Annotated in this window: 19 protein-coding genes and 1 pseudogene; 7 read left to right on the forward strand and 13 right to left on the reverse strand. The window is 66.7% G+C overall.

Going from position 1 to position 23,967, the window contains the following annotated elements; translation table 11 throughout:
- The first annotated feature begins 24 nt into the window (after nt 1-24).
- The 3 genes from ACN0V4_RS01640 (at nt 25) to ACN0V4_RS01650 (ending at nt 7,687) form a co-directional block, all read left to right on the forward strand.
- Nucleotides 25-4,887, forward strand: a complete 4,863-nt coding sequence (locus ACN0V4_RS01640) for a PKD domain-containing protein (RefSeq protein ID WP_417672767.1) — start codon at nt 25-27, stop codon at nt 4,885-4,887.
- Between the two features lie 7 nt (nt 4,888-4,894).
- Entirely contained in the window at nt 4,895-6,607 is a 1,713-nt protein-coding gene (locus ACN0V4_RS01645) for an adenylate/guanylate cyclase domain-containing protein (RefSeq protein ID WP_417672768.1), read from the forward strand.
- Nucleotides 6,608-6,781: 174 nt separating this feature from the next.
- Nucleotides 6,782-7,687, forward strand: a complete 906-nt coding sequence (locus ACN0V4_RS01650) for a DMT family transporter (protein ID WP_417672769.1) — start codon at nt 6,782-6,784, stop codon at nt 7,685-7,687.
- On the opposite strand, the gene ACN0V4_RS01655 is transcribed toward ACN0V4_RS01650, so the two are convergent.
- A complete protein-coding gene (locus ACN0V4_RS01655; protein WP_417672770.1) occupies nt 7,682-7,912 on the reverse strand; it encodes a hypothetical protein in 231 nt (76 codons plus the stop codon). The genes ACN0V4_RS01650 and ACN0V4_RS01655 overlap by 6 nt on opposite strands.
- Nucleotides 7,913-8,012: 100 nt before the next feature.
- Complete coding sequence (locus ACN0V4_RS01660; protein WP_417672771.1) at nt 8,013-8,402, reverse strand: DUF3307 domain-containing protein; 390 nt, start codon at nt 8,400-8,402, stop codon at nt 8,013-8,015.
- A gap of 268 nt (nt 8,403-8,670) precedes the next feature.
- On the opposite strand from ACN0V4_RS01660, the gene ACN0V4_RS01665 reads away from it, so the two are divergent.
- A complete protein-coding gene (locus tag ACN0V4_RS01665; RefSeq protein WP_417672772.1) occupies nt 8,671-11,604 on the forward strand; it encodes an ABC transporter transmembrane domain-containing protein in 2,934 nt (977 codons plus the stop codon).
- 168 nt (nt 11,605-11,772) lie between these two features.
- On the opposite strand, the gene ACN0V4_RS01670 is transcribed toward ACN0V4_RS01665, so the two are convergent.
- The 8 genes and pseudogenes from ACN0V4_RS01670 to ACN0V4_RS01705 all read right to left on the reverse strand — a co-directional run bounded on the left by ACN0V4_RS01670 (nt 11,773) and on the right by ACN0V4_RS01705 (nt 18,819).
- Entirely contained in the window at nt 11,773-12,075 is a 303-nt protein-coding gene (locus ACN0V4_RS01670; RefSeq protein ID WP_417673063.1) for an ArsR/SmtB family transcription factor, read from the reverse strand.
- A gap of 219 nt (nt 12,076-12,294) precedes the next feature.
- Nucleotides 12,295-12,552 (reverse strand): annotated as a pseudogene (locus tag ACN0V4_RS01675) (mandelate racemase/muconate lactonizing enzyme family protein); the annotation flags it as partial.
- Between the two features lie 57 nt (nt 12,553-12,609).
- A complete protein-coding gene (locus tag ACN0V4_RS01680) occupies nt 12,610-13,698 on the reverse strand; it encodes a Zn-dependent alcohol dehydrogenase (RefSeq protein WP_417672773.1) in 1,089 nt (362 codons plus the stop codon).
- A gap of 117 nt (nt 13,699-13,815) precedes the next feature.
- Nucleotides 13,816-14,529, reverse strand: a complete 714-nt coding sequence (locus ACN0V4_RS01685; RefSeq protein ID WP_417672774.1) for an alpha/beta fold hydrolase — start codon at nt 14,527-14,529, stop codon at nt 13,816-13,818.
- Between the two features lie 26 nt (nt 14,530-14,555).
- Nucleotides 14,556-15,344, reverse strand: a complete 789-nt coding sequence (pcaD, locus tag ACN0V4_RS01690; protein WP_417672775.1) for a 3-oxoadipate enol-lactonase — start codon at nt 15,342-15,344, stop codon at nt 14,556-14,558.
- Between the two features lie 113 nt (nt 15,345-15,457).
- Entirely contained in the window at nt 15,458-16,669 is a 1,212-nt protein-coding gene (locus ACN0V4_RS01695) for a calcium-binding protein (protein ID WP_417672776.1), read from the reverse strand.
- Nucleotides 16,670-17,005: 336 nt separating this feature from the next.
- Nucleotides 17,006-17,983, reverse strand: coding sequence for a threonine ammonia-lyase (locus tag ACN0V4_RS01700; protein WP_417672777.1), 978 nt, complete (start codon nt 17,981-17,983; stop codon nt 17,006-17,008).
- Nucleotides 17,980-18,819, reverse strand: coding sequence for an alpha/beta fold hydrolase (locus ACN0V4_RS01705; protein ID WP_417672778.1), 840 nt, complete (start codon nt 18,817-18,819; stop codon nt 17,980-17,982). Before ACN0V4_RS01705 ends, ACN0V4_RS01700 begins: the two co-directional genes overlap by 4 nt.
- 177 nt (nt 18,820-18,996) lie before the next feature.
- On the opposite strand from ACN0V4_RS01705, the gene ACN0V4_RS01710 reads away from it, so the two are divergent.
- From ACN0V4_RS01710 to ACN0V4_RS01720, 3 genes are all read left to right on the forward strand, one after another.
- Nucleotides 18,997-19,428 (forward strand): FKBP-type peptidyl-prolyl cis-trans isomerase, encoded by a 432-nt coding sequence (locus tag ACN0V4_RS01710; protein ID WP_417672779.1) that lies wholly within the window; start codon nt 18,997-18,999, stop codon nt 19,426-19,428.
- 100 nt (nt 19,429-19,528) lie between these two features.
- On the forward strand, nt 19,529-20,116 hold the full coding sequence (locus ACN0V4_RS01715) for a hypothetical protein (protein WP_417672780.1): 588 nt from the start codon (nt 19,529-19,531) through the stop codon (nt 20,114-20,116).
- A 54-nt stretch (nt 20,117-20,170) separates the two neighbouring features.
- Complete coding sequence (locus ACN0V4_RS01720) at nt 20,171-21,235, forward strand: NAD(P)H-dependent flavin oxidoreductase (protein WP_417672781.1); 1,065 nt, start codon at nt 20,171-20,173, stop codon at nt 21,233-21,235.
- A 37-nt stretch (nt 21,236-21,272) separates the two neighbouring features.
- On the opposite strand, the gene ACN0V4_RS01725 is transcribed toward ACN0V4_RS01720, so the two are convergent.
- The 3 genes from ACN0V4_RS01725 to fabA all read right to left on the reverse strand — a co-directional run bounded on the left by ACN0V4_RS01725 (nt 21,273) and on the right by fabA (nt 23,891).
- Nucleotides 21,273-22,064 carry an enoyl-ACP reductase FabI gene (locus ACN0V4_RS01725; RefSeq protein ID WP_417672782.1) on the reverse strand — a complete coding sequence of 264 codons (792 nt, stop codon included), beginning with the start codon at nt 22,062-22,064 and terminating at the stop codon, nt 21,273-21,275.
- An 8-nt stretch (nt 22,065-22,072) separates the two neighbouring features.
- Nucleotides 22,073-23,302: a beta-ketoacyl-ACP synthase I gene (gene fabB, locus ACN0V4_RS01730; protein ID WP_417672783.1), complete on the reverse strand. Its 1,230-nt coding sequence runs from the start codon at nt 23,300-23,302 to the stop codon at nt 22,073-22,075.
- Between the two features lie 76 nt (nt 23,303-23,378).
- On the reverse strand, nt 23,379-23,891 hold the full coding sequence (gene fabA / locus ACN0V4_RS01735; protein WP_417673064.1) for a bifunctional 3-hydroxydecanoyl-ACP dehydratase/trans-2-decenoyl-ACP isomerase: 513 nt from the start codon (nt 23,889-23,891) through the stop codon (nt 23,379-23,381).
- Nucleotides 23,892-23,967: the final 76 nt, after the last annotated feature.

Below are 23,967 nucleotides of genomic sequence, written 5' to 3' on the forward strand. Positions count from 1 at the left end.
GTAAGGGCTGACGGAGGGTTGTTCATGTGGAAGGCAAGGATCGGAACGGGGGCGTTCCTGGCGCTGGTGATGGCAATCGACCCCTCTGTCCTGCCGGCCCAGTCGATGAAGGGCGGGGGCGCCGATGACGGGCTTCTGGTGATCTACGGTCGTCGCGCCCCGAGCCGCGAGGGCGATATCGACCACCTTGAACAGATCTTCTTCAGCCTGCCCGCCGATCTGGCCGACCGCGTTTATCTGCGGCTCTATGATCCCGAGACCAGCGGGGCCGGAGATTTTACCTATGGCGGCAGCGCCGACGCCCAGACGGTGTTCCGCCTGTTCGGCGGCGTGGGCGCCTATTCCGGCACCGAGCGGCCGCAGCCGGTGGCGGACGGTGCCCGCGCCGCAGAACGGGCTTTCGATCCGGCCCCCGGTCCCGGCACGCTGATCGGCGAGCAGGCCTTTGGCAATGATCCCGCCACCGATCAGCGCTGGGTGGTGCTGACAGCCCTGCGCGCGACCCAGGGCGAGGTGATCGGTGATCGCGCCTATTTCCGGCTTGATGTGCTGGGCACCGAGGGCAACGACGGCAACGGCTATTCGCTGTCGGTCAGCCTGCAGCGCGATGGCGACCGCGCCCCCGAGGGGGTGGAGATCTTCGCCTATGATCCGACGGTGCGTTGGGCGGCGGGACAGCCGCCGACGCTGGTGCGCTTCGCCGGGCCGGGCGAGGGGGCGTTGACGGTGCAGAACTTCGACGGCGCTAGCGCCGATTTCGCCCTGGTCACCACCTTCGTCGATCTGCCGCTGAAAAGCTCGGGCCAGGATAGTTGGGTCTCCGATCAGGTGGAGACCGGCGAGACCGATCTGGCGCTGACCTTTTCGGGTGGCTTCGAGACGCCGAATGACGTGACCCTGACGGTCTTCGATGCCGCGGGGCGTGCCCTGCCGCTGACGATGCCGCCGACCCGGGCACCGCTGCCGGCCCGCCCGGTCGCGGCGGGCAGCGCAAGCCCGCTGGCCGATTGCCGCGCGGTGGCCTTCGATGCCTCGGCCACCAGCGGCCGGCTGCCGCTTGGCTATACCTGGATCTTCGGCGATGGCGAAACCTCTTCCGAACCGGTGATCGCCCATCGCTATGCCGCCCCCGGCCGCTATACCGCGCGGCTCGAGGTGCTGGAGCCGGGCAATCGCCCCGGGCGCGGTGCCGCGATCGACCTGCCGGTGCATGTCCGCAACGCCCCGATCGCGGTGCCTGGTGCCGATATCGTCGTCGCACCGGGCGAGCCGGTGGGATTCGACGCCAGCGCCTCGATCGCCTCGGACAGCCCGATCACCCGCTATCTGTGGCGCTTCGGCGATGGCGCCGAGGCCAGGGGGATGACGGCCAGCCACAGCTATGCCGCGCCGGGCCAGTTCCGCGCCGTGCTGCGGGTCGAGGATGACAGCACCCACCCCTGCGACTTCGGGGTGGAGACGCGGCGGGTCATGGTCAACTTCCCGCCGGTGGCCGAGGCCGGCACCGACCAGCAGGCGGTGGTGGGGCAGACCATCAGCGTCAGCGCCGGGGCGAGCTATGATATCGACGGGCGGATCGACCGCTTTGTCTGGGACATGGGCGACGGCACCACTCTGGAGGGCGAGACCGTCAGCCATGCCTATGGCGCGCCGGGGGCCTATCAGGTGACTCTGACCGTGACCGACGACAGCGGCGTCACCAACGCCCGGGCGACGGATCACCTGCGGATCGCGGTCAACGCCCCTCCGGTTCCGGCCTTCACCCTGCCGTCGCGGCCGCTGTCGGTGTCCGAGGTCGCGACGCTTGATGCTGGTGGCTCGTCGGACGCGGACGGGCGGATCCTGTCTTACATCTGGGATTTCGGTGATGGCGCCACCGGCGAGGGGCCGCTGGTCACCTATGCCTGGGGGCGCGCCGGCGACTTCCCGGTCACCCTCACGGTGATCGACGACAGTGGCACCGGCTCGGCGTTGCAAAGCCTGACCCAGACGATCCGCATCGACGCCGCGCCGGTCGCCGATGCCGGCCCCGATCAATTCGTCACCGCCAGCGTGGTGCGCTTCGACGGCAGCGGTTCGACCGATCCGGACGGCAAGGTCGCAGGCTGGACCTGGGATTTCGGCGATGGCACGACCGGCAGCGGCGAGACGGTGGAACATGCCTATGCCCGTCCCGGCGTCTATCAGGTGGCGCTGACGGTGATTGACGACAGCGGCGCACCGCTGAACCACAGCCGCGACAGCATGACGGTCACCATCAACGCCAGCCCGATCGCCGATGCCGGCCCGGCCCTGACGGTGGCCCCGGGGGCTGAGTTCACCCTGTCCGGCGCGGCCTCGGTCGATCCCGACGGGCGGATCGCCCGCTATCTCTGGCGCTTCCCCGATGGCGCCACCACGGAAGGGGCGCGGGTCAGCCATCGGCTGGACGCCCCCGGTCTCTATCCGGTGGTCCTGAGCGTGTTTGACGATTTCGCCGGCGGTGCGGCGGCCGACGAGGCCGAGGTGCTGATCACCGTCAACGCCGCCCCGGTCGCGGTGGCGGGGCCGGATCGGCGCATCGCCCCGGGCGAGAGCGTGATCTTCGACGCTGGCAATTCCTATGATCCGGACGGCAGGATCACCGCCTGGCGTTGGGACTTCGACGATCTTGGCGCCCCGCTCGAGGCTGCCCGGGTCGAACGCGCCTATCTTACCCCCGGGGCGTGGTCCGCGCAGTTGACCGTGACCGACGACAGCGGCGTGCTGAACGCCACCGCCAGCGACGCGGTGACCATCCGCGTCAACAGCCCGCCCATCGCCGAGGCGGGGCCGGAGATCGTGACCGAAAGCCTTTATGTGACCTTCGATGGCGGCAGTTCCTCGGACGCGGATGGCGATACGCTGATCTATCAATGGGATTTCGGGGACGGTTCCGCCCCTGTCTTGGGGCAGCAGGTCACCCATGCCTATCCGCGCCCCGGGCTCTATCCGGTGACCTTGCATGTCGATGACGGCAGCGGCCTGGCCAATGCAGGGGGCAGCGATGCCACCACCGTGTGGATCCGGGCGCGTCCGGTGGCCGATGCCGGCGCCACCCGCGAGGTCTGCTCGGGCGAGCCGGTGCTGTTCGATGCTTCCGGCAGCCGCGATCCGGACGGGGGCGCGTTGCTCTATGCCTGGGATTTCGGCGATGGCGAGCAGTCCGAGCTGATCAATCCGACCAAGATCTATGAGAAACCCGGCCTCTATCCGGTGACCCTGTGGGTGCGCAATGAAACCGGCAGCGATTACGGCAGCGACATGGACCGGATCGCGGCGCTGGTGCGCCAAGGGCCGATGGCCGATGCCGGCCCGGCTCTGCGGGTCTGTGCCAATACTGCGGTGCGGTTCGACGGTTCGGGGTCGCAGGATGCGGATGGTGCGGTCGATGCCTTTGCCTGGAGCTTCGGCGATGGCGCAAGCGGCGCGGGCATGACTCCCAGCCATGTGTTCACCGAACCGGGCAGATATACCGTCACCCTCACCATCACCGGCGACGCGCAGGGCAGTTGCAGCCCCTATGATGCCGATTCCGCCGAGGTGGAGGTGATCCCGGCGCCGCAACTGGAGATCGAGGCGCCCGACCGCGCCGGGGCCGGGGCAGAGGTGCGCCTCGCCGCCCGGCTGACCGGGGCAGGGCAGGTCGAGACGCTGCATTGGGATTTCGGTGATGGCACCACGGCCGAGGGGACCGAGGTCGCCCATCGCTGGGCCGAGCCCGGCGCCTATCCGATCCGCCTGCGGGTGACCCTGTCGGGCGGGGCGGAGGCCTGCGGCGATCTGGAGGTGAGCCAGCGAGTGGTGATCAACGCCGCTCCGACCGCCCGGCTTGACGGGCCCGAAGAGCTTTCGCTCGGCCAGGAGGGGCGCTTCGATGCCAGCGGCTCCGACGACAGCGACGGGGTGCTGGTGGGCTATGAGTGGGATTTCGGCGATGGCAGCACCGCAACCGGGGTGATGGCCGAGCACAGCTATGCCCAGCCTGGTGATTACGATCTGCGCCTGACCGTGCGCGACGATGCCGGTGTCGCCAATAGCCAGGCGAGCGTGACCCGGCGGATCCGGGTGGCCGCGCCGCCGCCGGCGGTCCTTGCCGCACCGGCGACGGCCTGTCCGGGCCAGCCGCTCGACTGGGCGGTCGAGGTGGCGCCGGGCACGGTGGCGCGCTGGAGTTTCGGCGATGGTGCCACCGCCGAGGGGGCCGAGGTGAGCCACGCCTTCGATGGCCCGGGTCTCTATCCGCTGCGGCTCAGTCTCGATGACGGTGCCGGGCGGATCGGCAGCGAGACCGGCCAGGAGGTCTATGTCCGTGTCAATGCCGCGCCCAGGGCCGAGGCGGGGCCTGATCGGCTGGTCTGCCCCGGCGAGCCGGTGGTCTTCGACGCCGGCGGCTCCTCTGATCCGGATGGGGCGCTCGCGGCCTATGATTGGGTCTTCAGCGACGGGATCACCCTGACGGGGCCGCGGGTCGAGCGGGTGTTCGACACCCCCGGCGCGTTGGAGGTGCGGCTGACGGTGCGCGATGACAGCGGTGCCGCCGGGTGCGACGTCGCCAGCGCCAGCGCCCGCGTGCTGGTCAATGCGCCGCCGCTGGTCGATGCCGGGCCCGATCGCAGCCTGCCGGTGGGGGGCGCGCATGATGTGCTTTGGTTCGATGCCTCGGACGCCCGCGATCCTGACGGGCAGGGCGTCAGCCTGACCTGGGACTTTGGCGACGGGACCACAGCCGGCGGGGCGCGGGTGCGCCACGGCTATGCCGCGCCGGGCCGCTATAGGGTGACGGTCGAGGCGCGCGATGCCTCGGGGCTCGCCTGTGGGGTGGCCCGCGATACCGCGCTTGTGGAGGCCCTGCCGCGCAGCCCATAGTCTCGCCATGCGATTCCCCCTGCGTCTGAAGTTCTTCGTCTTTGCCGCGCTCCTGGCCGTGGCGCCTCTGGCCCTGGTGGGCCAGAGCCTGACGCGGTTGACCCGGGACGAGCTGAAGAGCGCGGCGAACGAGGATCTGACCACGGTGGCGGCTGAGCTGCGCGCCGCCTTTGACACCACCTTCGAGGGCCGCTGGTTGACGCCGCTGACGGTGATCCGCAACGGCATCGACAGCGCCGATCTGGGGGTGCAGCAGAAAGTCTCGCTGATGACGCTGGGGCTGGAGCAATTGCCGCAGGTGGTGGCGCTGCAGCTCTCGGTCGAAGGCTCGGAGGTGCCGATCCTGGTGACCAGCGAGCGGTTCACCACCCATCTTTCCCAAGCCGGGCTGGATCCGGTCAAGACCCTCTCGGTGCCGGCGGACCTGATCCGGGCAATTGTCGCGACCGGCCAGTACGGCCGTCCGGTGATCGGCCGGATCGAGGCGACCGGCGACTGGATCGCCACCCTGGCGCTGCCGCTGAATAGCCGGATCGCCGGGCGGCAGGTCACCATGGCGGCGAGGATTGACCTGTCGACGCTGGGCGAGATGGTGCGTCATCATCCCTTTGCCCAGCGGGGCGAGATCACCGTCGTCGATCAGAGCGGTCGCCGGGTGCTGGGGCCGGCGCCGGCGCTGTTGACAGACCGGCAGATCGTCGCCTCGGTGCAGCCGCTGATCGTTGCCGGTGCCCGCGCCAATGCGCTGGAGCCCTATGTCCGCCCGGACGGCACCGCGATGTTGGCGGCCTATGCCTTCCCGGACTGGTTCCCCTGGGCGGTGATCACCGAACTCAGCGAGGAAAGCGCCTATGCGGTGGTCAATGCGATCACCCGTCAGATCCTGATCGTCGGCCTCGTCGGCTTTGTCATCGCCGGGCTGGGCGCGGTGGTCTTCGCCCGTCGACTGACCCGACCGATCCTGAAGATCGGTGCTGTGGCCGAGCGGGTGGGGGAGGGGGATTTCACCGCCCGGGTCGAGGGCGTGCGGGCGCGTGACGAGATCGGCGATCTGGCCGCCCGCTTCAACCGGATGATCGGCGAACTGGGCGAACGGCTGGAGCTGATGAAATTCGTCTCGCGCGGCACCGTTTCGGCGATCCAGAGAGCGGACGAACAGGGCATGCGGCGCGGCGGCGAGCGGCAGCGGGTGTCGGTCCTGTTCACCGATATCCGCGGCTATACCGCCTTTTCCGAACGGGTGTCTCCGGAAGTGGTGATCGAGGCGCTCAACAGCTATTTCGACGTGCAGACCGATATCGTGGAAAAGCACGGCGGCGATGTCGACAAGTTCGTTGGCGACGCCCTGGTCGCGGTTTTCGAGGGTGAGGCGATGGAGCGCCGCGCCGCCGCCTGCGCGGTGGAGATCACCGAGGCGATGGCGCGCATGCTTGAAGACTATCCAGACTATCAGCTTCATGTCGGTATCGGCGTTGCCTCGGGCGAGGTGGTGATGGGCGCCATGGGGGCCAAGGCGCGGATGGATTTCACCGTGCTGGGTTCGACCGTGAACCTGTCCTCGCGGCTCTGTTCCGACGCGGCGCCGGGACAGACCCTGGTCGATCAGGCCACCCGCGACGCCGCCGCCGGGCTGGAGGGCATCCGTTTCGAGGCGCTGGAGCCGGTCACGCTCAAGGGCTACGCGGCTCCGGTTCCGGTCTTCTCCCCGCGTCGGGTGTAGGGGGCGGCAGCCGGGCTGCTCTGAGCAACAGGGGCCCGACCAATTCTGACATCTGGGAAGCTCCCGCCCTGTCCAGTGCGTGACGCCCACGTTGCTGTCATGGTTCGGCTTGTGTCGAACCATAAGGCTCTGGCGGTCCGCTATCCTGCACCGGACCTGCAAGGAGCGCCCGATATGAAACCCACTCCCAATCTCGCCATCGACGGGCCATTGCTGGCGCTTCTGGCGCTGCTCTGGGGCGCGTCCTATCTGTTCATCAAGGTTGCGGTGACGGAGATCCCGCCCATCACCCTGATCGCGGCGCGGGTCGCGGGGGCGGCGGTCTTTTTGCATGTCGTCCTGCTGATGCGGGGGCAGCGCCTGCCCCGCGATTGGCACACCTGGCGGATGCTGGGGGTGCAGGCGGTGTTCAACAGTATCGGCGCCTGGGCGGTGCTGGCCTGGGGGCAGCAATATGTCGATGCCGGGCTGGCGAGCGTGCTGCATTCCACCTCGCCGATCTTCGTTTTCCTGTTCACCGCGTTTCTGACCCGGCACGAGGCGCTGGACGGGCGCAAGCTGCTGGGAGCCTGCGCCGGCATTCTCGGGGTTATCCTGATCGTCGGAACCGATGCCCTGCGCGGGCTGGGCGATCAGGTGGCGGGGCAACTGGCCTGTCTCGCCGGCGCGGCGCTCTATGCCGGGGCGGCGATCTATGGCAAGCGGTTTTCCCATCTGGGCGCCGCCGCGACGGCGGCAGGGACAATGACCTGGGCCACCGCGGTTCTGGTCCCTGCCGCGCTCGTTCTTGAACAGCCCTGGCAGCTCAGCCCCGGGACCGGGGCGATCGCGGCGACCTGTGTGCTGTCGATCTTCTGCACCGGGGTGGCGCTGCTGATCTATTTCCGCCTGGTGCAGACGCTCGGATCGCTCGGGGTCGCCAGCCAGAGCTATCTGCGGGCCGGCATCGGCCTGTTGTTGGCAGTGCTGCTGCTGGGTGAAACCCTGAGCCTGCCGCTGCTGGTCGGGTTGGCGGCGGCGATCCTGGGCGTCGCGCTGATCAACTGGCCGATCCGGCGGCGGCAGCCGGAGCTGTCATGAGGCCAAGGCCAGATCGCCCTGCGTCCGGCGATGGGTGAACTCGACGAGAAGCAGGAGGTTTCCGAAGAGATCCTTGAAGACGGCAACCATGCCGAAGTCCGCTTCATTCGGCGCATGTGCGCCTCTGTTCCCGGGGGCGGCGAAAGCGCGGTGGTCACACCGGAAGTCACAGGTTCGCAGAAACAGAAAGGCCCGCCCGCCGGCCTGGTCGGACGTTTGCCACATGTTCCTTTCTCCATCCGGCGGTTCCTGCCAGATTTTCCCGAACTGGGGCAGTCTACGACAGGCTTCGACCCGCCGTTTGGCCGGCCTCCCTGGCGCCGGGTCAGGCGGCGAATTCCACCCAGGCCCAGATCATCGCGATATAGGTGAATTGGTGCAGCGCCTGATCAACGCCCGAGGCGCGCCAGAAGGCGGCCTTGTAGGGATCGAGCTTCTTCTGGTCGCATTGTCGTGCCTTCCAGAAGTCGATGTTGAAATGCAGCGCCCATTCCAGCGCGGCGAGGATCAGGGTGAAGACCACCGGCGCGCCGATCAGCAAGAAGGCGATGATCGACCCCAGTGCATGGACGCCGGCGTGCTCGGCCCGGCCGAGGTGCCAATATTCACCACGTCCCGACAGCATCCGCGGGGTTTGCAGGAAGTAATCGGCAAACATGTGCTTGATCTGCAGAAAGCAGAGCAGCAGCAATAATGTGCCGACTGGTGCGGTCAAGCCTGGTCTCCCCATCAGAGTCGGGATCAGCTTACGGGTTTCGATCCGGCGCTGCAATTGTTGCCCTGGCAATTCGCATAGCTAACGGTTCAGGTGCCCGACGGAGGGGTGGCGGCGACTTGTCACAATCGCGGCCTCCGCCTATCTTGCCGCAAAGGCCGGCCCCCTGATCGCCCGCCAAGGGAGCTTTGTCATAGAACCCTCGCTGTTTCGCTTTATCTGGAAGTATTCGAAACGCGACCAGCTTGTCCTGCTGGTGGTGACGGCAATGCTGTTTCCGATGCTCTATCTGACGCTGGAGCTGCCGAAACGGATCATCAACGACGCCATCGGGGCGCAAAGTTCGATGATCACCTATTTCGGTGTCAGTTTCGAACAGCCGACGTTCCTGGGGCTGCTCTGCCTGGCGTTCCTGGTGGCGGTCCTGGTGCACGGGCTGCTGAAGATGCGGATCAACACGATGAAGGGCGTGTTGTCCGAACGCATGCTGCGGCGGTTCCGCTATGATCTGATCGCGCGGATGCTGCGTTTTCCGCAGCCCTATTTCGAAAGGGTCAGCCAGGGCGAACTGGTGTCGATGATCACCGCCGAGAGCGAGCCGATGGGCGGGCTGATGGGCGATGCGATCAGCCAGCCGGTGCTGCAGGCGGGCCAGATGATCACCATCCTGAGTTTCCTTTTCGCCCAGAACTTCTGGTTCGGCCTGGCGGCGGTGGCGCTGATCCCGCTGCAGGGCTGGCTGATTCCCAAGCTGCAGCGGCAGATCAACCTGCTGAACAAGACCCGGATTCAAGAGGTGCGGGTGCTGTCCGCCGTCATCGGCGAAAGCGCCGCCGGGGCCGGAACGCTCAGGGTGAACGGCGGCTGGCGCTGGCGGCTGGCGGCGATCACCGAACAGCTCGGCCGGCTCTACGAAATCCGCTTCAAGATCTATCAGAAGAAATTCTTCATGAAGTTTCTCAACAACTTCATCGGGCAGATGACGCCCTTCTTCTTCTATTCGATCGGCGGTTATCTGGTGATCCAGGGATCGGTCTCGCTGGGGGCGCTGGTGGCGGCGCTCGGCGCCTACAAGGATCTGAGCGCGCCCTGGAAGGAACTGCTGGACTACTACAACCAGACCCAGGACATGTCGCTGCGCTGGGAGGTGATCATTGAACGCTTCGCGCCGCCGGCGATGGTGGAGGAGGCGCTGTTCGTCGGCACGCCCGAGACATTGCCGCATCTGACCGGCGACGTCGTGCTTGACAGGGTGACGGTGCGCGATGGCGACGGCAACGTGGTGCTGGAGGATCTGAATGCCACCCTGGCCGGCGGGAGCGTCATCGGCATCGCGGCGTCCAGTGAGGAGGACCGCCGCGCCCTGGCCGAGTTGCTGACCCGCGAAGTTCTGCCGACCAATGGCCATGTGCGGATCGGCGGGCAGGATCTGGCCGGGCTGCATCAGGCGGTGATCGCGGCGCGGATCGGCCTGGCCGGGTCACGCCCGGTGATGTTCCAGGGTACCTTCGGCGACAATGTGATGATGCCGATGCGGCTCAGACCGCAGGGCGCGCCCGGTGACAAGGACCGCCACGCCGAAGCGCTGCGCGCCGGCAACAGTGCCGATCCCTATGACACCGACTGGCTTGATCCCGAGCTTGCCGGCTGTGACAGCCCGGCGGCGCTCAGGGCCTGGTGGATGCAGCTGGTGCAGGCGATGGGCTCGGGCGAGGCGCTGTTCCAGCGCGGGCTCGATCAGCGGTTCGATGCCGACGATCACCCGGAACTGGCGGCCCGGCTGGTTGGCCTGCGGCCGAAGGTGCAGCAGGCGGTCGCGGCGGCGGGGCTGCGCAACCAGGTCTTTCTCTGCCTGCGGGACATGTACAACCCGGCGCTGCCGGTGGGGGAGAACCTGCTGTTCGCCACGCCGCGCCGACCGATCTCGGCCGACCTGTTGCCAGCGAGGACCGGCTTCATGGCGCAATTGCGCCGGCTGGGGCTGGATCAGACCCTGGTGGATCTGACGCGCGATGTGATCGAGATGCTGCGTCAGATCTTCGGTGTCGACGGTAGCGATCATCCGCTGTTCCGCAAGCTGGGCATCGACGACAAGATCTATGAGACCGCGCTGGAACTGGCGGAGAAGACCCATGGCCTGGGAGCTGCCGCGCTCAGCGATCAGGAAATGGCGCTGTTTCTGATGGTTCCCTTGCGGATCTCGGCCGAACAGATCGGCCCGGCCTTTTCCGAAACTCTCAAGACCCGCATCCTGGAATTGCGTGCCAGCCACGCGCAGGAACTTCTGCAAACGCTGGGCGATCTCTTCGTGCCGTTGGAGATCGACACATTCGCCCCCGGATTCACCGTGCTGGAGAACGCGCTGTTCGGCAAGATCTCCGATGCCGCCGGCGGCAAGGGGGATGAGATCCGCCGGATCATCGCGCAGGTGCTGGCTGAAAACGGCGCCCAGGATCTGGTGACCGAGCTGATCTTCGACCTGCCGATCTCGATTGGCGGCCAGAACCTGCCGGCGATCTTTTCCGAACCATTGTCCTTTTGCCGCGCGACCATCAAGAAGCCGGACCTGTTGATCCTCGACCAGGGCCTGTCGGGGGCCGACAGCGATGCTCAGGCGACGATGCTGCGCAATCTGCGCGGGCTGCTGCCCGAGACCACGATGATCTGTCTCGGCGAACATTTCGACGATGACAGTATCTTCGACAGCTTCTTCGAACTGCGCCAGGGCCGGATGCTGAGCGATGATCTGGGGGCTGGCGTCGAGCAGGATCGCGGCGCCCGCGCCGATCTCGCGCGCAAGCTGCGCGCCCTGGAGCAGACGGCGCTGTTCTCCGGGCTCAATCGCAAGCAGCTCAGGCTGCTGGCCTTCGGTGCGCGCTGGTACAAGGCGCCGGCGGGTGAGGTGATTTTCCTCAAGGGCGACCAGCCCAAGGATGGGGCCTATATGGTGATCGAGGGCGAGGCCGGCCTCTACCTGCCGCAGGAGGGTCGCAAGGATCGGCTGATCAGCCGGGTCGGGCCGGGGACGCTGGTGGGGGAACTGGGGCTGATCCGCAAGGTGCCCCGCGCGCTCAGCATGGTGGCGGAAACCGATCTGACCTGCCTTCGGATCGGCGAGGAGGAATTCCTCGCCGTGGTCGAGAATGACGCCGCGACGTCCTTCAAGTTGCTGCAGGTGGTGTCGGGCTACGTGTCGAACTGAGCTTGGGGCGCCCGATCTGCCGCCGCATCGGGGAGGCTGCCACGGCTCTTGCCGGCAACCATGGAGCGACGCGCGCGCTGCGACGTCTCTCTGAAAATTCTGAGGGGATGAGGCCGCAGCAGGAGGCAAAGCCCCTTTGCCGCGACAGAAGCCGGGAGGGGGCGGTGATCAGCAGGCCGGCGCGGGTTCGGCGCTGCCGCAGAACAGGGTATAGAGCAGACCGATCATCTGCTCGGTGTTGCGGTCGGCCAGCGAGTAATAGATGGTCTTGCCATCGCGCCGGGGGGAGACCAGACCTTCGTCGCGCAGCCGCGCCAGCATCTGGCTGACTGCGGCCTGGCGGGTGTTCAGCAGCGCCTCCAGCTCGCCCACGGATTTCTCTCCGGTGCCGAGATGGCAGAGGATCATCAGCCGCCCCTCATGCGCGAGCGTCTTCAGGAAGGCCGCGGCATCAGTGGCGCGCTCGGCCATGTCGACCGGCGTTTCAAGGGGCAATGGGGGGGCAGTCTCTACAGTCAAGTCTCGGGCAACCTCAGAAGTCTTAGCGGTGACATAATGACTCAATCGCCCGGGTCAAGTCTCGCCTGTCCCGGCGGGGACGGGCGAGAGGGCCGCAGCCGGGGCGCCGCCCTAAAAATTATGGCCTTTCACATAGTCACGGGGCGCCTCCTGCATCTGCAGATGCAGATCGGTGCCGCCACAGGGATGGGCGCGGCGGAACATCAACTCGATATTCTCGGGGGTCTCCCCTTCCATATGGCGGTCAAAGACGTCGCGGATCGCCGCCGTCACCGCCGTCACCGCCTCGGGCCCGACGGCGGCGGCATAGCATTCGCCCCAGCCGGCGATGCCGCTGTCGGTGGTCAGCTTGATCAGGATCCAATTGCCCCCGCCCCAGCCGGGGGTCGGCGGGGCGGTCAGGGTGATGTCGAGATCGGTCAGTTTCACGCTGCACCTCTCTCTTCGCGGTGGTGCAGGGCGCGCGCGCGGGGCACGCCCCGGCGCTTACTTCTTCAGGACGATCACGTTGCGCCGGGCGGCGCCGGTCTTGGTATCGGCGATCGCCTCGTTGATCTGATCGAAGGACCAGCGGCGCGACACCAGTTCATCGAGCTTCAGCCGGCCCTGTTTGTAGAGGTCGATGATCCAGGGAATATCCCGCTTGATCACCACATTGCCCATTTTCGAGCCGACCAGCCCCTGGCCGGCGTCGGCCATGATCAGCGGCGAATAGGTCGCCACCTTGTCGCCATGCGGCATGCCGACCATCACCACCTTGCCACCGGCGGCCAGATAGCGGGGCGCCATCGAATAGACCTCGGCTACGCCAACGGTGACCAAAACCACATCGGCGCCGCGCCCGAGGATCTTCTTGACCGAATTCCACGGCTTCGCCTCGGTGGCCGAGACCACATCGGTGGCGCCGAATTCCCTGGCGACCTCGAGCTTCTCGTCCAGCATGTCGATCGCCACGATGCGGCGGGCACCGGCGATCTTGGCACCTTGAATGGCATTCAGCCCGACGCCGCCGGCGCCGATCACCACGGCGTCCTGGCCCACGCGCATCTCGGCCGCGAGCGCGGCGGCGCCGACGCCGGTGATCACCCCGCAGGAGATGACCGAGGCGATATCCATCGGCATGTCGTCGGGGATTTTCACCACCTGGCTGTGATCGACCACAACCTTTTCGGCAAAGGCGCCGGTGGCCATGGCCTGGAACAGGGCATCGCCCCCGATGGTCCGGATGGGCCCCTTGCTGCCGTCATAGGGCGTTTCGCAGGTGGTCGGATGGCCAGACCCGCAGGAAATGCAATGGCCGCAGGCGCGGATCAGGGTGACACAGACCGGATCGCCGACGGCGAGCCCCTGCACGCCCTCTCCCAGCGCGGTCACATGGCCGGCGGCCTCGTGGCCATAGACGGCGGGCAGGGCGCCGCCGAAGCCGCCCTCGGCAAAGCTGATATCGGAATGGCAGATCGCCACGGCGTCGATTTCGACCTCGACCTCGCCCATGCCGGGCGGGGCGATCTGGATCTCCTCGATGACCAGAGGCTGGCCGAATTCGTGGCAGACGGCGGCTTTGATGGTTTGCATGAAGTCTCTCCCCTCTTTGGCGGCAGCCTGACCCGGCGCCCGGCTCAGGGCAAGCGCGAATGCGACTGCTCGGGGTCGCGTTTACGTTACGGCAAAATGGGCGCGCGGAATGGCGGCTCAGAAGGTCGCCGCGATCTGGTCGGCCAGTCGCGCCAGGCCGGTCGGGTCGGCGAAAAAGGGCGAATGCGAGGTCGGCAGCGCATGCACCCGGTGGGCCGGCCAGTCGCGCACCATCTCGGCCTGATATTCCGGCGGGATGGCCCGATCCTCGGTGCAGCGGATATAGGCCTTGGGCACGCTCTCCCACCGGGCCGAGAGCGTCAGCGGCGTGGCCTGCGGCGCCGTCGCCTGCGGGCAGAGCCGGGGCAGGGCGTGGGTCACCGCCGCCTCGGGGCAGTCGTGATAGAACAACTCGGGCACCGCATCAGCGTCGAAGGTGTAACTTTGCCCATCCTCGGCCCGGCGCACATGGGGCATCAGCGGCTGGCGCGGCCCGCGTTTGCGCATGTCGATCATCGACAGGCCCGAGACCGGCACATAGGCGCAGAGATAGATCAGCCCGCGCATCTGCTCGGGCACCGCCTCGGCCGCGGCACTGATCGGGTAGCCGCCCCAGGAATGGCCGATCACCACGGTGTCGGGGGTGCAGGCGGTGAGGATCGCGGCGGCGCAGGCGTCGAGCGTGGCCTTTTCCACCGGGGTCCTGTCGGCCCCATGGCCGGGCAGGTCGATGGCGCGAGCGTCATGCCCCAGCGCCCTGAGCGCCGGGATCACGTCGCGCCAGCACCAGGCCCCATGACAGGAGCCGTGGATCAGCAGAAAATCAGTCATGTCGTTTCTCCCCCCTTGCCGGCCGATCAGATATGGCCGGTTTCTTTCAGAAACCTCGTCAGTACGGTGGCGAATTCCTCTGGTCGGTCGAGGCAGGGCAGATGCCCCGCGCCCCGGATCAGATGGAATTTCGCGCCTGGAATCAGTTCGACGGTCTCGCGCACCAGATCGGGCGGGGTGGCGCGATCGCGATCCCCGGCGATGCCGAGCGCCGACAGCCTGAGCCCGCTGGTTGGCGTGTAGAAATCGGTGCCGCCGATCGCGGCGGCGCAGCCGAGATAGCCGTCGAGCGGCTGGCTGATCAGCATGGCGCGGGCAAACGCGGCCTCGGGGCTGGTCAGCGCGGGCTTGGGAAACCAGCGGTCCATCACCTCATCGGCCATGGCCTCGAGCCCCAGCGCGCGGGTCCGCTCGATCCGGTCGTCCCACATCGGTTTGAGGCCGAATTTGGCCGCCGTGTTCGACAGCACCAGCGCGCGGATCTGATCCAGCCGCTTGACCGCCAAACCTTGCGCGATCATGCCGCCGAGCGACAGGCCGACAAAGACGCAGTCGCGGATGTTCAGAAGGTCGAGCAGCCGCTCGGCGTCGCGCACCAGCGTGCCCATCGAATAGGGTCCTTCGGGGGCCGAGGATCGTCCTTGTCCGCGGATATCATAGCGCAGGATCTGCAGCCCCTCGGGCAGCAGCGGCACCACCCTATCCCAGACCCGCAGATCGGTGCCGAGCGCATTGGCAAAGACCAGCGGGCGCCCGCCCGGGGCGCCGTCGATGTGATAGTGAAGCTGAACCTCGCCCAGATCGGCAATCGGCATTCGGGCCTCCTCCGGTGTCGGGGGCGTTTTAGACCCGGGGGGAGGCGGGGCAAAGGGGGAAGACGCAGAAAACCCCCGGCTCGGCCAAACCGCGCCGGGGGTGTTAAGGGCGATCAGCCCAGTTCGAGATCGTTGAGCAGCAGCGAAGTATCGGTCAGCCCGGCAATGGTCAGCACGTTGCCGTCGCCGAGGTCGATGATGGTATTGCCCGCCTCGACCGTGGCGGCATCGACGATATCCTCGACCGTGGTGCCGAAGGGGACCAGCCCGCCGAGGATCAGGATGGTGTCGGCATCGTTCTTGAAATCGCCGATGGTATCGGCGCCGCCGGAGAAGATGAACGTGTCGAAGCCCGAGCCGCCGATCAGCAGATCGTCGCCGGCGCCGCCGTTCAGCGTGTCGGCCTTGGCGCCGCCCATCAGCTTGTCGTTGCCATCCTCGCCGAAAAGCGCATCGCGGCCACCGTTGCCGCGCAGCACGTCGTCGCCGGCGCTGGCGAAGATCTGGTTGGCGGCATCCGTGCCCAGAACCTTGATGTTGATTTCACCCTGAAAGGCGAAATCCTCGAAATTCACGGCCGAACTGCCCGAGATGGTTCCTTCCGAGGACCTGAACGCGCCGGTGGCCATGTCGAAGGTCAGCGTGGTGGCGACCGGGACATCCGGTTCGAAGAAGGCCATCAGCCGGTCGCGCCCGCCACCGCCATCGACGGTCTTGATCGCGTCGAAGGAGATTTCGACCTGATCATTGCCATTGCCGGCATCGACCACGTCGGCCCCGTTCGAGGCGATGATGAAATCGTCGCCGGTACCACCGAACATCCTGTCGGCGCCGAGGCCGCCGTCGATGAAGTCATTGTCGGCGCCACCATAGATCCTGTCGTTCCCGGCATCGCCGAACAGGCTGTCGTGGCCGCTCTGGCCGAACAGCTTGTCGTTGCCGTTGCCGCCCTTCATGTAATCGCCGTCATCGCCGCCATAGAGGATATCCTGCTGGTTGCCGCCGTAGAGCGAATCGCTGCCGGCCCCGCCCGACAGCACGTCCCGGCCGATGCGTCCGGTCAGAACATCGTCCCCGCCCGCGGTGGTCAGGGTATCATCGCCACCGACACGGTCGATGAAGCTGATGTTCTCGATTCCAAGGAAATTGGTCGGGTCGCCACCATTGGGCAGGAACACCCCGTCATAACCGCCGCCCGCATTCGCCGTCGGCATCTGCAACAACATGCCGCCGGGACCGTCATCGAGAAAATAGATCAGGCGATCGTCACCCGCAGTTCCGACGATAGTGTCCAAAATCGGACCATGCACAATGAAATCAGCCATTTATTCTCTCCCATCGCGATTCGAACACTTCGAATCGCCTCCGTCTCAGAATGCTATATTCTAATCTCAATATATTTGATCCAGGTCATCGCCTTGGGCGCAGCCCGGTGGAGAAAGGTCTTGGGCGGACAAAGGGGAGTACGTCGCCCCGCTTCAGGGCGGGGCGCCGGCTGCGGAGGATCGTCATCGCACCGACGGGGGCGGAAGGGGGCGGCCAGAGCGGTCGCCACACGGCAGGCGAGGGGGGGAGCTGCCCCCCTCTGTGCTGCGGACGCTGTCGACGCCAGGGGCCGGGCATGGGTCACGCATCTGCGAGAGGGGCCGAGGGGCCCGGGGTTATCCGGCGAATTTCTCCAGGGCCATGCGGAAGATGGCGGCGTCGACGTTGCCGCCCGAGGCCACGGCGATCACCGCGTCACCCTCGATCTGGTCCGGGTGGAACAGCGCTGCGGCCAGCGCCACGGCACCGCCGGGCTCCACCACGATCTTCAGCCGCGAGAAAGCCAGCGCCATGGCGTGCAGCGCCTCCTCCTCGGTCACCACCAGCCCGGGGCCGCAAAGCCGCTTGTTGATCGGAAAGGTGATCTCGCCCGGATGCGGGGTCACGATGGCGTCGCAGAGTGATCCCGACAGCCGCGTGTTGCTTTCGATGCGGCCAGAGGCGAGCGAACGGGCGGTATCGTCGAAACCCTCGGGCTCTGACGGGCGCACCCGCAGCCCCGGCGCCCTGGCCTCCAGCGCCAGCGCGATGCCGGCGGTCAGCCCGCCGCCGCCGCAGGGCACCAGCACGTCGGCGCGGGTCACCCCCATCTCGGCCGCCTGTTCGGCGATCTCAAGGCCCGCGGTGCCTTGCCCGGCGATCACCTGCGGGTCGTCGAAGGGTTTGACCAAGGTCAGCCCGCGTTCGGAGGCCAGTTTGGCCCCCAGCGCATCGCGATCCTCGTTGGCGCGGTCATAGAGCACCACCTCGGCCCCCAAAGCACGGGTGTTGTCGATCTTCATCTTCGGCGCGTCCGCCGGCATGATGATCACCGCGGCCACCCCATGCAGCCTGGCCGCCAGCGCCACACCCTGGGCATGGTTGCCGCTGGAATAGGCGATGACGCCCTTCGCCCGCACCTCTGGGGGCAGTGCCGAGATCGCCGACCAGCCGCCGCGGAACTTGAAACTGCCGGTGTGCTGCAAGCATTCCGGTTTCACCAGCACCCGCCGCCCGGCGATCTCGTCCAGGAAGGGGGAGGTCAGGATCGGCGTGCGCCGCGCCTGACCGGTCAGCCGCGCGGCGGCGGCCTCGATCATCGCGATATCAATCATTCGGTCTGCTCCAGCAGCGCCCGGATCGCAGCCAGCGCCTCGGGTTCGTCGAGGAACGGCGGATGGCCCCTGTCTGCCACTTCGGCGGCGATCAGCCCGGGGTGACGGCGGCGCATCTCCTCCAGCGTATCATGGCTGAGGATGTCGGAATTGGCGCCCCGGATCACCGCCAGCGGCAGTTTCGCCAGCGCCTCGAAGAATATCCACATGTCGGGGGTGGCGCCGGTCGCGCCCTGTTCCAGCAGCGCCTTGTGCAGGGCGGCGCCGTCATAGCGCAGCTCCAGCCCTCCGGGGACCTCCTGATACTGGAACGCGGCCTGCCGGCGCCAGACCTCCAGCGGCACGCCGGGGAATTCATGCTCCAGCGCGGCCTTCATGTCGACGGCGGCCTGCTCCAGCGTCTTGGCTTTGGGCTTCTTGCCGACGTAGTTCATGATCCGGGCAATGCCGGCGGCACCGACCACCGGGCCGATGTCGTTCAGCACCACCGCCCTCAGCCGCTCCGGATGGCTGGCGGCCAGCGCCATGGCGATCAGCCCCCCGCGCGAGGTGCCCAGCACGGTGACCCTGTCGAGATCCAGATGGTCCAGCAGTTCGATCGCGTCATGGCTTTCGCGGATGACGTTATAGTTCATGTAATCCGGATCATACTCCGATTGGCCACGGCCGCGGGTGTCCAGGGCGATCAGCCGATAGTCGGTCAGATGCGGCGCGACGAAGGAAAAGTCGTCGCTGTTGCGGGTCAGCCCGGCCAGGCAGAGGATGGGGCGGGCGCCCTCGGGGCCAGTGTCGGTGTAAAACAGTCGCTTGCCGTCGGAAGTGGTGAAAAAGCTCATGTATTGCCTGTCAGTTCGGAGCCTTGTGGGGCGCTGCCGCGCGGGTTCGGCGGCACAGTTGCACAGGCCCGCCGGCGGGAAAAGGGGCCGTATGGCGCGAATTCGCCCATCGGGTTTACATCCCGGACCCAGTCCCTAGGTTGAGCGGCACAACCTATGCCAATAATCGGAGACGTTATGACGACAGTTAAAACCGGAGACACGGTCCGCATCCACTATACGGGAACGCTGGAGGACGGCAGCCGGTTCGACAGCTCCGAAGGGCGCGAGCCGCTGGAATTCGTGGTGGGGTCGGGGCAGATCATCCCCGGGCTCGACATCGCGCTGCCCGGCATGGCGGTGGGAGAGGCGAAGACCGTCGAGGTGCCTTGCGATCAGGCCTATGGTCCGTTGAACCCCGACGCCCGCCAGGCGGTGCCGCGCGCCGGCATCCCCGAGGGCATTCCGCTCGATCCCGGCACCCAGCTGCAGATGCAGACGCCGCAGGGGCAGGTGGTGCCGGTGGTCGTGATCGAGGTGGATGAGGAAACCGTGACCCTCGACGCCAATCACCCGCTGGCGGGCAAGGATCTGATCTTTGCCATCGAGCTGGTGGCGATCAACCCGTAACGGCCGGTTTAACCCGGCCGCAAGGCTGGGAAAATTCCGTCGTGGCTCTTGGGCGCGCGCTGTGCTGATATGGGCGCAGCACCGCTCAGGGGAAGCCGATATGTCGGAAAGACTGAATGAACTGCTGGCTCGCCTCCACGAGGTCAAGGGGGAGATCCAGGACGAGATCGAGAAGGGCCGCGAGGGCTTTCACTATCGCATCGAACACGGTCGGGTGCGCTTCGATAGCGAGGTCCGCCGCCGTCATCGGGGACTGCGCGAAGGCTGGCTGAGCTTTCTGTCGCGCACGCGGTTTCTGGTCGTGATCACCGCGCCGGTGATCTATTCGCTGATCATCCCCTTTGTCATCCTCGATCTCTTCGTGACGCTCTATCAGGCGATCTGTTTTCCGGTCTATGGCATCCCCAAGGTGCGACGGCGCGATTACATCGCCATCGACCGGCAGCATCTGGCCTATCTCAACGGGTTGCAGAAGCTGAACTGTGTCTACTGCGGCTATGGCAACGGGCTGATCGCCTTCGTGCGCGAGGTTGCCGGGCGCACCGAAAGCTATTGGTGCCCGATCAAGCATTCCCGGCGGTTGGCCAGCACGCATGAGCATTATGGCAGTTTCGCCGATTATGGCGCGGCCGAGACGCTGCGCGAGGATTGGGAAGAAGCCCGCGAGCAGGTTCAGAAGGAGAAGTGAGCCCCTTGCACCCCTCTCGCCGTCGGGGTCTGATAGGGGGGAGGAGGAGCGGAAATGCAGGATTTATGCAAGCGGATCGGGATCGACTGGCCGATCTTTCAGGCGCCGATGGCCGGCGTTTCAACCCCGGCGATGGCGGCAGCCGTTTGCAAGGCCGGCGGCCTCGGGGCGCTGGGGCTCGGGGCGTCGACACCCGAGGCGGCGCGTGACGCGATCCGCGCCACCTCGGCGGCGACAAGGCGGCCCTTCAACGTCAATCTGTTCTGCCATGCGCCCGCGCGCGCCGATGCGGCGGTCGAGGCGGGCTGGCTTGCCGCGCTGGCGCCGCTGTTCCGACGCTACGGGGCAGCGCCTCCGGCAGAGCTGTCGGAAATCTACCGCAGCTTTCTGGTCGATGACGCCATGCTGGCGGTTCTGCTGGAGGAACGGCCAGCCGTGGTCAGCTTCCATTTCGGGTTGCCCGATCGTCGGCGCATCGAGGCGTTGAAGGCCGCCGGCATCCTGCTGATGGCCTCAGCGACCTCTCTGACCGAGGCGCGCAGGGTCGAGGCGGCGGGCATCGACGTGGTGGTGGCGCAGGGGTATGAGGCCGGCGGCCATCGCGGCATCTTCGACCCCGACAGCCACGACGACAGGCTGGGCACCTTGGCGCTGACCCAGATCCTGACGGCGACTCTCTTTGTCCCGGTGGTGGCTGCGGGCGGCATCATGACTGGCGGCGGCATCGCCGCGGCGCTGGCCGCCGGGGCGGCTGCGGCGCAGCTCGGCACTGCCTTCATCGGCTGCCCCGAAAGTGCTGCGGACGCGGCCTATCGTACGGCGCTGGCGGGGGAGGCGGCGGCGCATACCCGGATGACCGCCGCGATTTCAGGGCGGCCGGCGCGCTGTCTGCAAAACCTCTTCACCGACTGGGGCGAGACCCATCCCGGCCTGACCCCGCCGGCCTATCCGACCGCCTATGATGCGGGCAAGGCGCTGAACGCGGTGGCCAAGGCGATGGGCGAGACCGGCTTCGGGGCGCAATGGGCCGGGCAGGGGGCGCCGCTGTCCCGGGCCTTGCCGGTGGCCGATCTGATGGATGTGCTGATCGCGGAAATGCAAAAGGCGCGGGGGGAATGACCCGCCCGCGCCCGCCTTCCCTGTCTGGGGGAAGCGCTTAGAGGTTTTCCGCCTTCGGCATGCCGAGGACGTGATAGCCGCCATCGACGCGAATGATTTCGCCGGTGGTGAAGGCGCCCGCGTCGGACGCCAGATAGACCGCAGTGCCGCCGACCGCCTCGAGCGTGGCGTTGGAGCCGAGCGGCGCGTTCAGGTCGGTGAAGCGATAGGTCTTGCGCGCGCCGCCGATGGCCGCCCCGGCCAGAGTCCGCATCGGACCGGGAGAGATCGCGTTGACGCGGATGCCGTCGGGGCCCAGGTCGGCCGCGAGATAGCGGGTGATCGATTCCAGCGCCGCCTTGGCCGCGCCCATCACGTTGTAATTCGGCACCACGCGGGTGGAGCCCTGATAGGTCAGCGTCAGCAGGGTGCCGCCATGCTCTTTCATCATCGGATAGGCGCGGCGCGCCACCTCGATGAAGGAATAGGCGCTGACATCCATCGAATGTTTGAAATTCGCCCGGGTGGTGTTCAGGATCCGGCCCGTCAGTTCGGACTTGTCGGAATAGGCGATGGCGTGGACCAGGAAGTCGATGGTCGGCCAACGCGCCGCCACTGCGGCGAAACCGGCGTCAAGCGAGGCATCGTCGGTCACGTCCATATCGACCATGAAGTCCGAATCGACCTGGGCCGCCAGCGGGATCATCCGCTTGCCGAAAGCCTCGCCCTGATAGCTGAAGGCGAGCTCTGCCCCGGCTTCGTGCATGGCCTTGGCGATACCCCAAGCGATCGAACGATCGTTGGCGACCCCCATAATCAGCCCGCGTTTGCCCTTCAAGATGTCCGACATGTTCTGATTCACCCGTGATATTTCGACAGGATCATGGATCCGTTGGTGCCGCCGAAGCCAAAGCTGTTGGTCATGACGCTGTCGAGCCCGGCCTCAAAGACGGTCTCCAACGCGATTTCGCCGGGATGGATGGCCGGATCCAGCGTTTCGATATTGATCGAGCGGGCAATGAAGTCGTGCTCCAGCATCAGCAGGCAGAAGATCGTCTCCAATGCACCGGCGGCGCCCTGGGCGTGGCCGGTCATCGACTTGGTCGAACTGATCAGCGGGGTATGACCTTCGCCGAAGACGCGGCGCACCGCCTCGACTTCGCCGACGTCGCCGACCGGGGTCGAGGTGCCATGGGCGTTGATGTAGCCGATCTTGCGGGTCTCGGGCAGGGTCTGCATGGCCAGCCGCATGGCGCGTTCGCCGCCCTCGCCCGAGGGGGCCACCATGTCATGGCCGTCCGAGGTGGCGGCATAGCCGGTGACCTCGGCATAAATCTTGGCGCCGCGGGCCTTGGCGTGCTCCAGTTCTTCCAGCACGACGATACCGCCGCCGCCGGAGATCACGAAGCCGTCGCGGCCGGCGTCGAAGGCGCGCGAGGCGGTCGACGGCGTGTCGTTGTATTTCGAGGACATCGCGCCCATGGCGTCGAACAGGCAGGACAGGGTCCAGTCCAGTTCCTCGCCGCCACCGGCGAACATCACGTCCTGCTTGCCCATCATGATCTGCTCGGCGGCATTGCCGATGCAATGCAACGAAGTCGAGCAGGCCGAGGTGATGGAATAGTTGATGCCCTTGATCTTATAGGCGGTGGCAAGGTTCGCCGAGATCGTCGAGGACATGCATTTGGGCACCGCGAAGGGCCCGATCCGCTTGGTCGCGCCGGTCTTCAACACGCTTTGATGCGCGGCGAACATGGCGCTGGTCGACGGGCCGCCCGAACCGGCCACCAGGCCGGTGCGCGGGTTGACCACATCTGACTGACCCAGGCCGGCATCGGCGATCGCCTCGGCCATGGCGATATGGGCATAGGCCGCCCCCGGGCCCATGAAGCGCAGGGCGCGCTTGTCGACATGTTGGGTAATGTCGATGTCGATGATCCCGGCGATCTGGCTGCGGAAACCGTATTCGGCCATTTCCGCGCTTGCGGCGATGCCGGATCGGCCGGTTTTCAGCGACTCCAGAACCTCGGTGGCATTGTTCCCGATGGAGGAAACGATCCCCAGCCCTGTGACGACGACGCGGCGCATCGGCGGTCTCCTCGTAATATGGCGCAAAAGCGCGCAGTCGGACGCGGCGAAGCGCAGCGCCCCGTTTCAGGTCGACTCAGGCGCCGGTGGCGGAGAGACCGACCTTCATTCCCTTAACTGAATAAATCTCTTCCCCGTCGGCGACAACCCGGCCGTCGGCGACGCCGAGTTTCAGCTTGCGGTCGATGACGCGGATGAAATCGACGTAATAGGTGAGCATCTTGCGGGCGGGGGTGACCATGCCGGTCAACTTCACCTCGCCAACGCCGAGCGCCATGCCCAGGCCCTTCATGCCGCGCCAGCCCAGGTTGAAGCCGGTCAACTGCCACAGGCCGTCAAGACCCAGGCAGCCGGGCATGATCGGGTTGCCGGGGAAGTGGCATTTGAAGAACCACAGATCCGGGTGGATGTCGAATTCCGCCACCACATGGCCCTTGCCATGTTCACCGCCGTCGGCGCTGATCTCGGTGATGCGATCCATCATCAACATCGGCGGCTCGGGCAGCTGCGCGTTGCCGGGACCGAAAAGCTCCCCACGGGCGCATTTCAGCAAGTCCTCTTTTTCAAAACTGCTGGCAAATTGGGCCATACTGCCGCGTCTCCCTTGGCGCGTGATAATGCATTTCGGTCCCTCTAGCACCCGGCGGAAGGGTCCTGCAAGCCTG

Origin of the sequence: Pseudodonghicola sp. (genome assembly GCF_048268305.1) — a bacterium.
Lineage (GTDB): Bacteria > Pseudomonadota > Alphaproteobacteria > Rhodobacterales > Rhodobacteraceae > Pseudodonghicola.

What these genes read in the sequence shown, in the direction of transcription:
- ACN0V4_RS01650 (WP_417672769.1), top strand. Translation starts at nt 6,782, where the DNA reads ATGAAACCCACTCCCAATCTCGCCATCGACGGGCCATTGCTGGCGCTT.
- ACN0V4_RS01655 (WP_417672770.1), bottom strand. Translation starts at nt 7,912, where the DNA reads ATGTGGCAAACGTCCGACCAGGCCGGCGGGCGGGCCTTTCTGTTTCTG.
- ACN0V4_RS01705 (WP_417672778.1), bottom strand. Translation starts at nt 18,819, where the DNA reads ATGAGCTTTTTCACCACTTCCGACGGCAAGCGACTGTTTTACACCGAC.
- ACN0V4_RS01680 (WP_417672773.1), bottom strand. Translation starts at nt 13,698, where the DNA reads ATGCAAACCATCAAAGCCGCCGTCTGCCACGAATTCGGCCAGCCTCTG.
- fabB (WP_417672783.1), bottom strand. Translation starts at nt 23,302, where the DNA reads ATGCGCCGCGTCGTCGTCACAGGGCTGGGGATCGTTTCCTCCATCGGG.
- pcaD (WP_417672775.1), bottom strand. Translation starts at nt 15,344, where the DNA reads ATGCCGATTGCCGATCTGGGCGAGGTTCAGCTTCACTATCACATCGAC.
- ACN0V4_RS01665 (WP_417672772.1), top strand. Translation starts at nt 8,671, where the DNA reads ATGCTGTTTCCGATGCTCTATCTGACGCTGGAGCTGCCGAAACGGATC.
- fabA (WP_417673064.1), bottom strand. Translation starts at nt 23,891, where the DNA reads ATGGCCCAATTTGCCAGCAGTTTTGAAAAAGAGGACTTGCTGAAATGC.
- ACN0V4_RS01720 (WP_417672781.1), top strand. Translation starts at nt 20,171, where the DNA reads ATGCAGGATTTATGCAAGCGGATCGGGATCGACTGGCCGATCTTTCAG.
- ACN0V4_RS01715 (WP_417672780.1), top strand. Translation starts at nt 19,529, where the DNA reads ATGTCGGAAAGACTGAATGAACTGCTGGCTCGCCTCCACGAGGTCAAG.
- ACN0V4_RS01670 (WP_417673063.1), bottom strand. Translation starts at nt 12,075, where the DNA reads ATGGCCGAGCGCGCCACTGATGCCGCGGCCTTCCTGAAGACGCTCGCG.
- ACN0V4_RS01640 (WP_417672767.1), top strand. Translation starts at nt 25, where the DNA reads ATGTGGAAGGCAAGGATCGGAACGGGGGCGTTCCTGGCGCTGGTGATG.
- ACN0V4_RS01725 (WP_417672782.1), bottom strand. Translation starts at nt 22,064, where the DNA reads ATGTCGGACATCTTGAAGGGCAAACGCGGGCTGATTATGGGGGTCGCC.
- ACN0V4_RS01695 (WP_417672776.1), bottom strand. Translation starts at nt 16,669, where the DNA reads ATGGCTGATTTCATTGTGCATGGTCCGATTTTGGACACTATCGTCGGA.
- ACN0V4_RS01685 (WP_417672774.1), bottom strand. Translation starts at nt 14,529, where the DNA reads ATGACTGATTTTCTGCTGATCCACGGCTCCTGTCATGGGGCCTGGTGC.
- ACN0V4_RS01710 (WP_417672779.1), top strand. Translation starts at nt 18,997, where the DNA reads ATGACGACAGTTAAAACCGGAGACACGGTCCGCATCCACTATACGGGA.
- ACN0V4_RS01700 (WP_417672777.1), bottom strand. Translation starts at nt 17,983, where the DNA reads ATGATTGATATCGCGATGATCGAGGCCGCCGCCGCGCGGCTGACCGGT.
- ACN0V4_RS01645 (WP_417672768.1), top strand. Translation starts at nt 4,895, where the DNA reads ATGCGATTCCCCCTGCGTCTGAAGTTCTTCGTCTTTGCCGCGCTCCTG.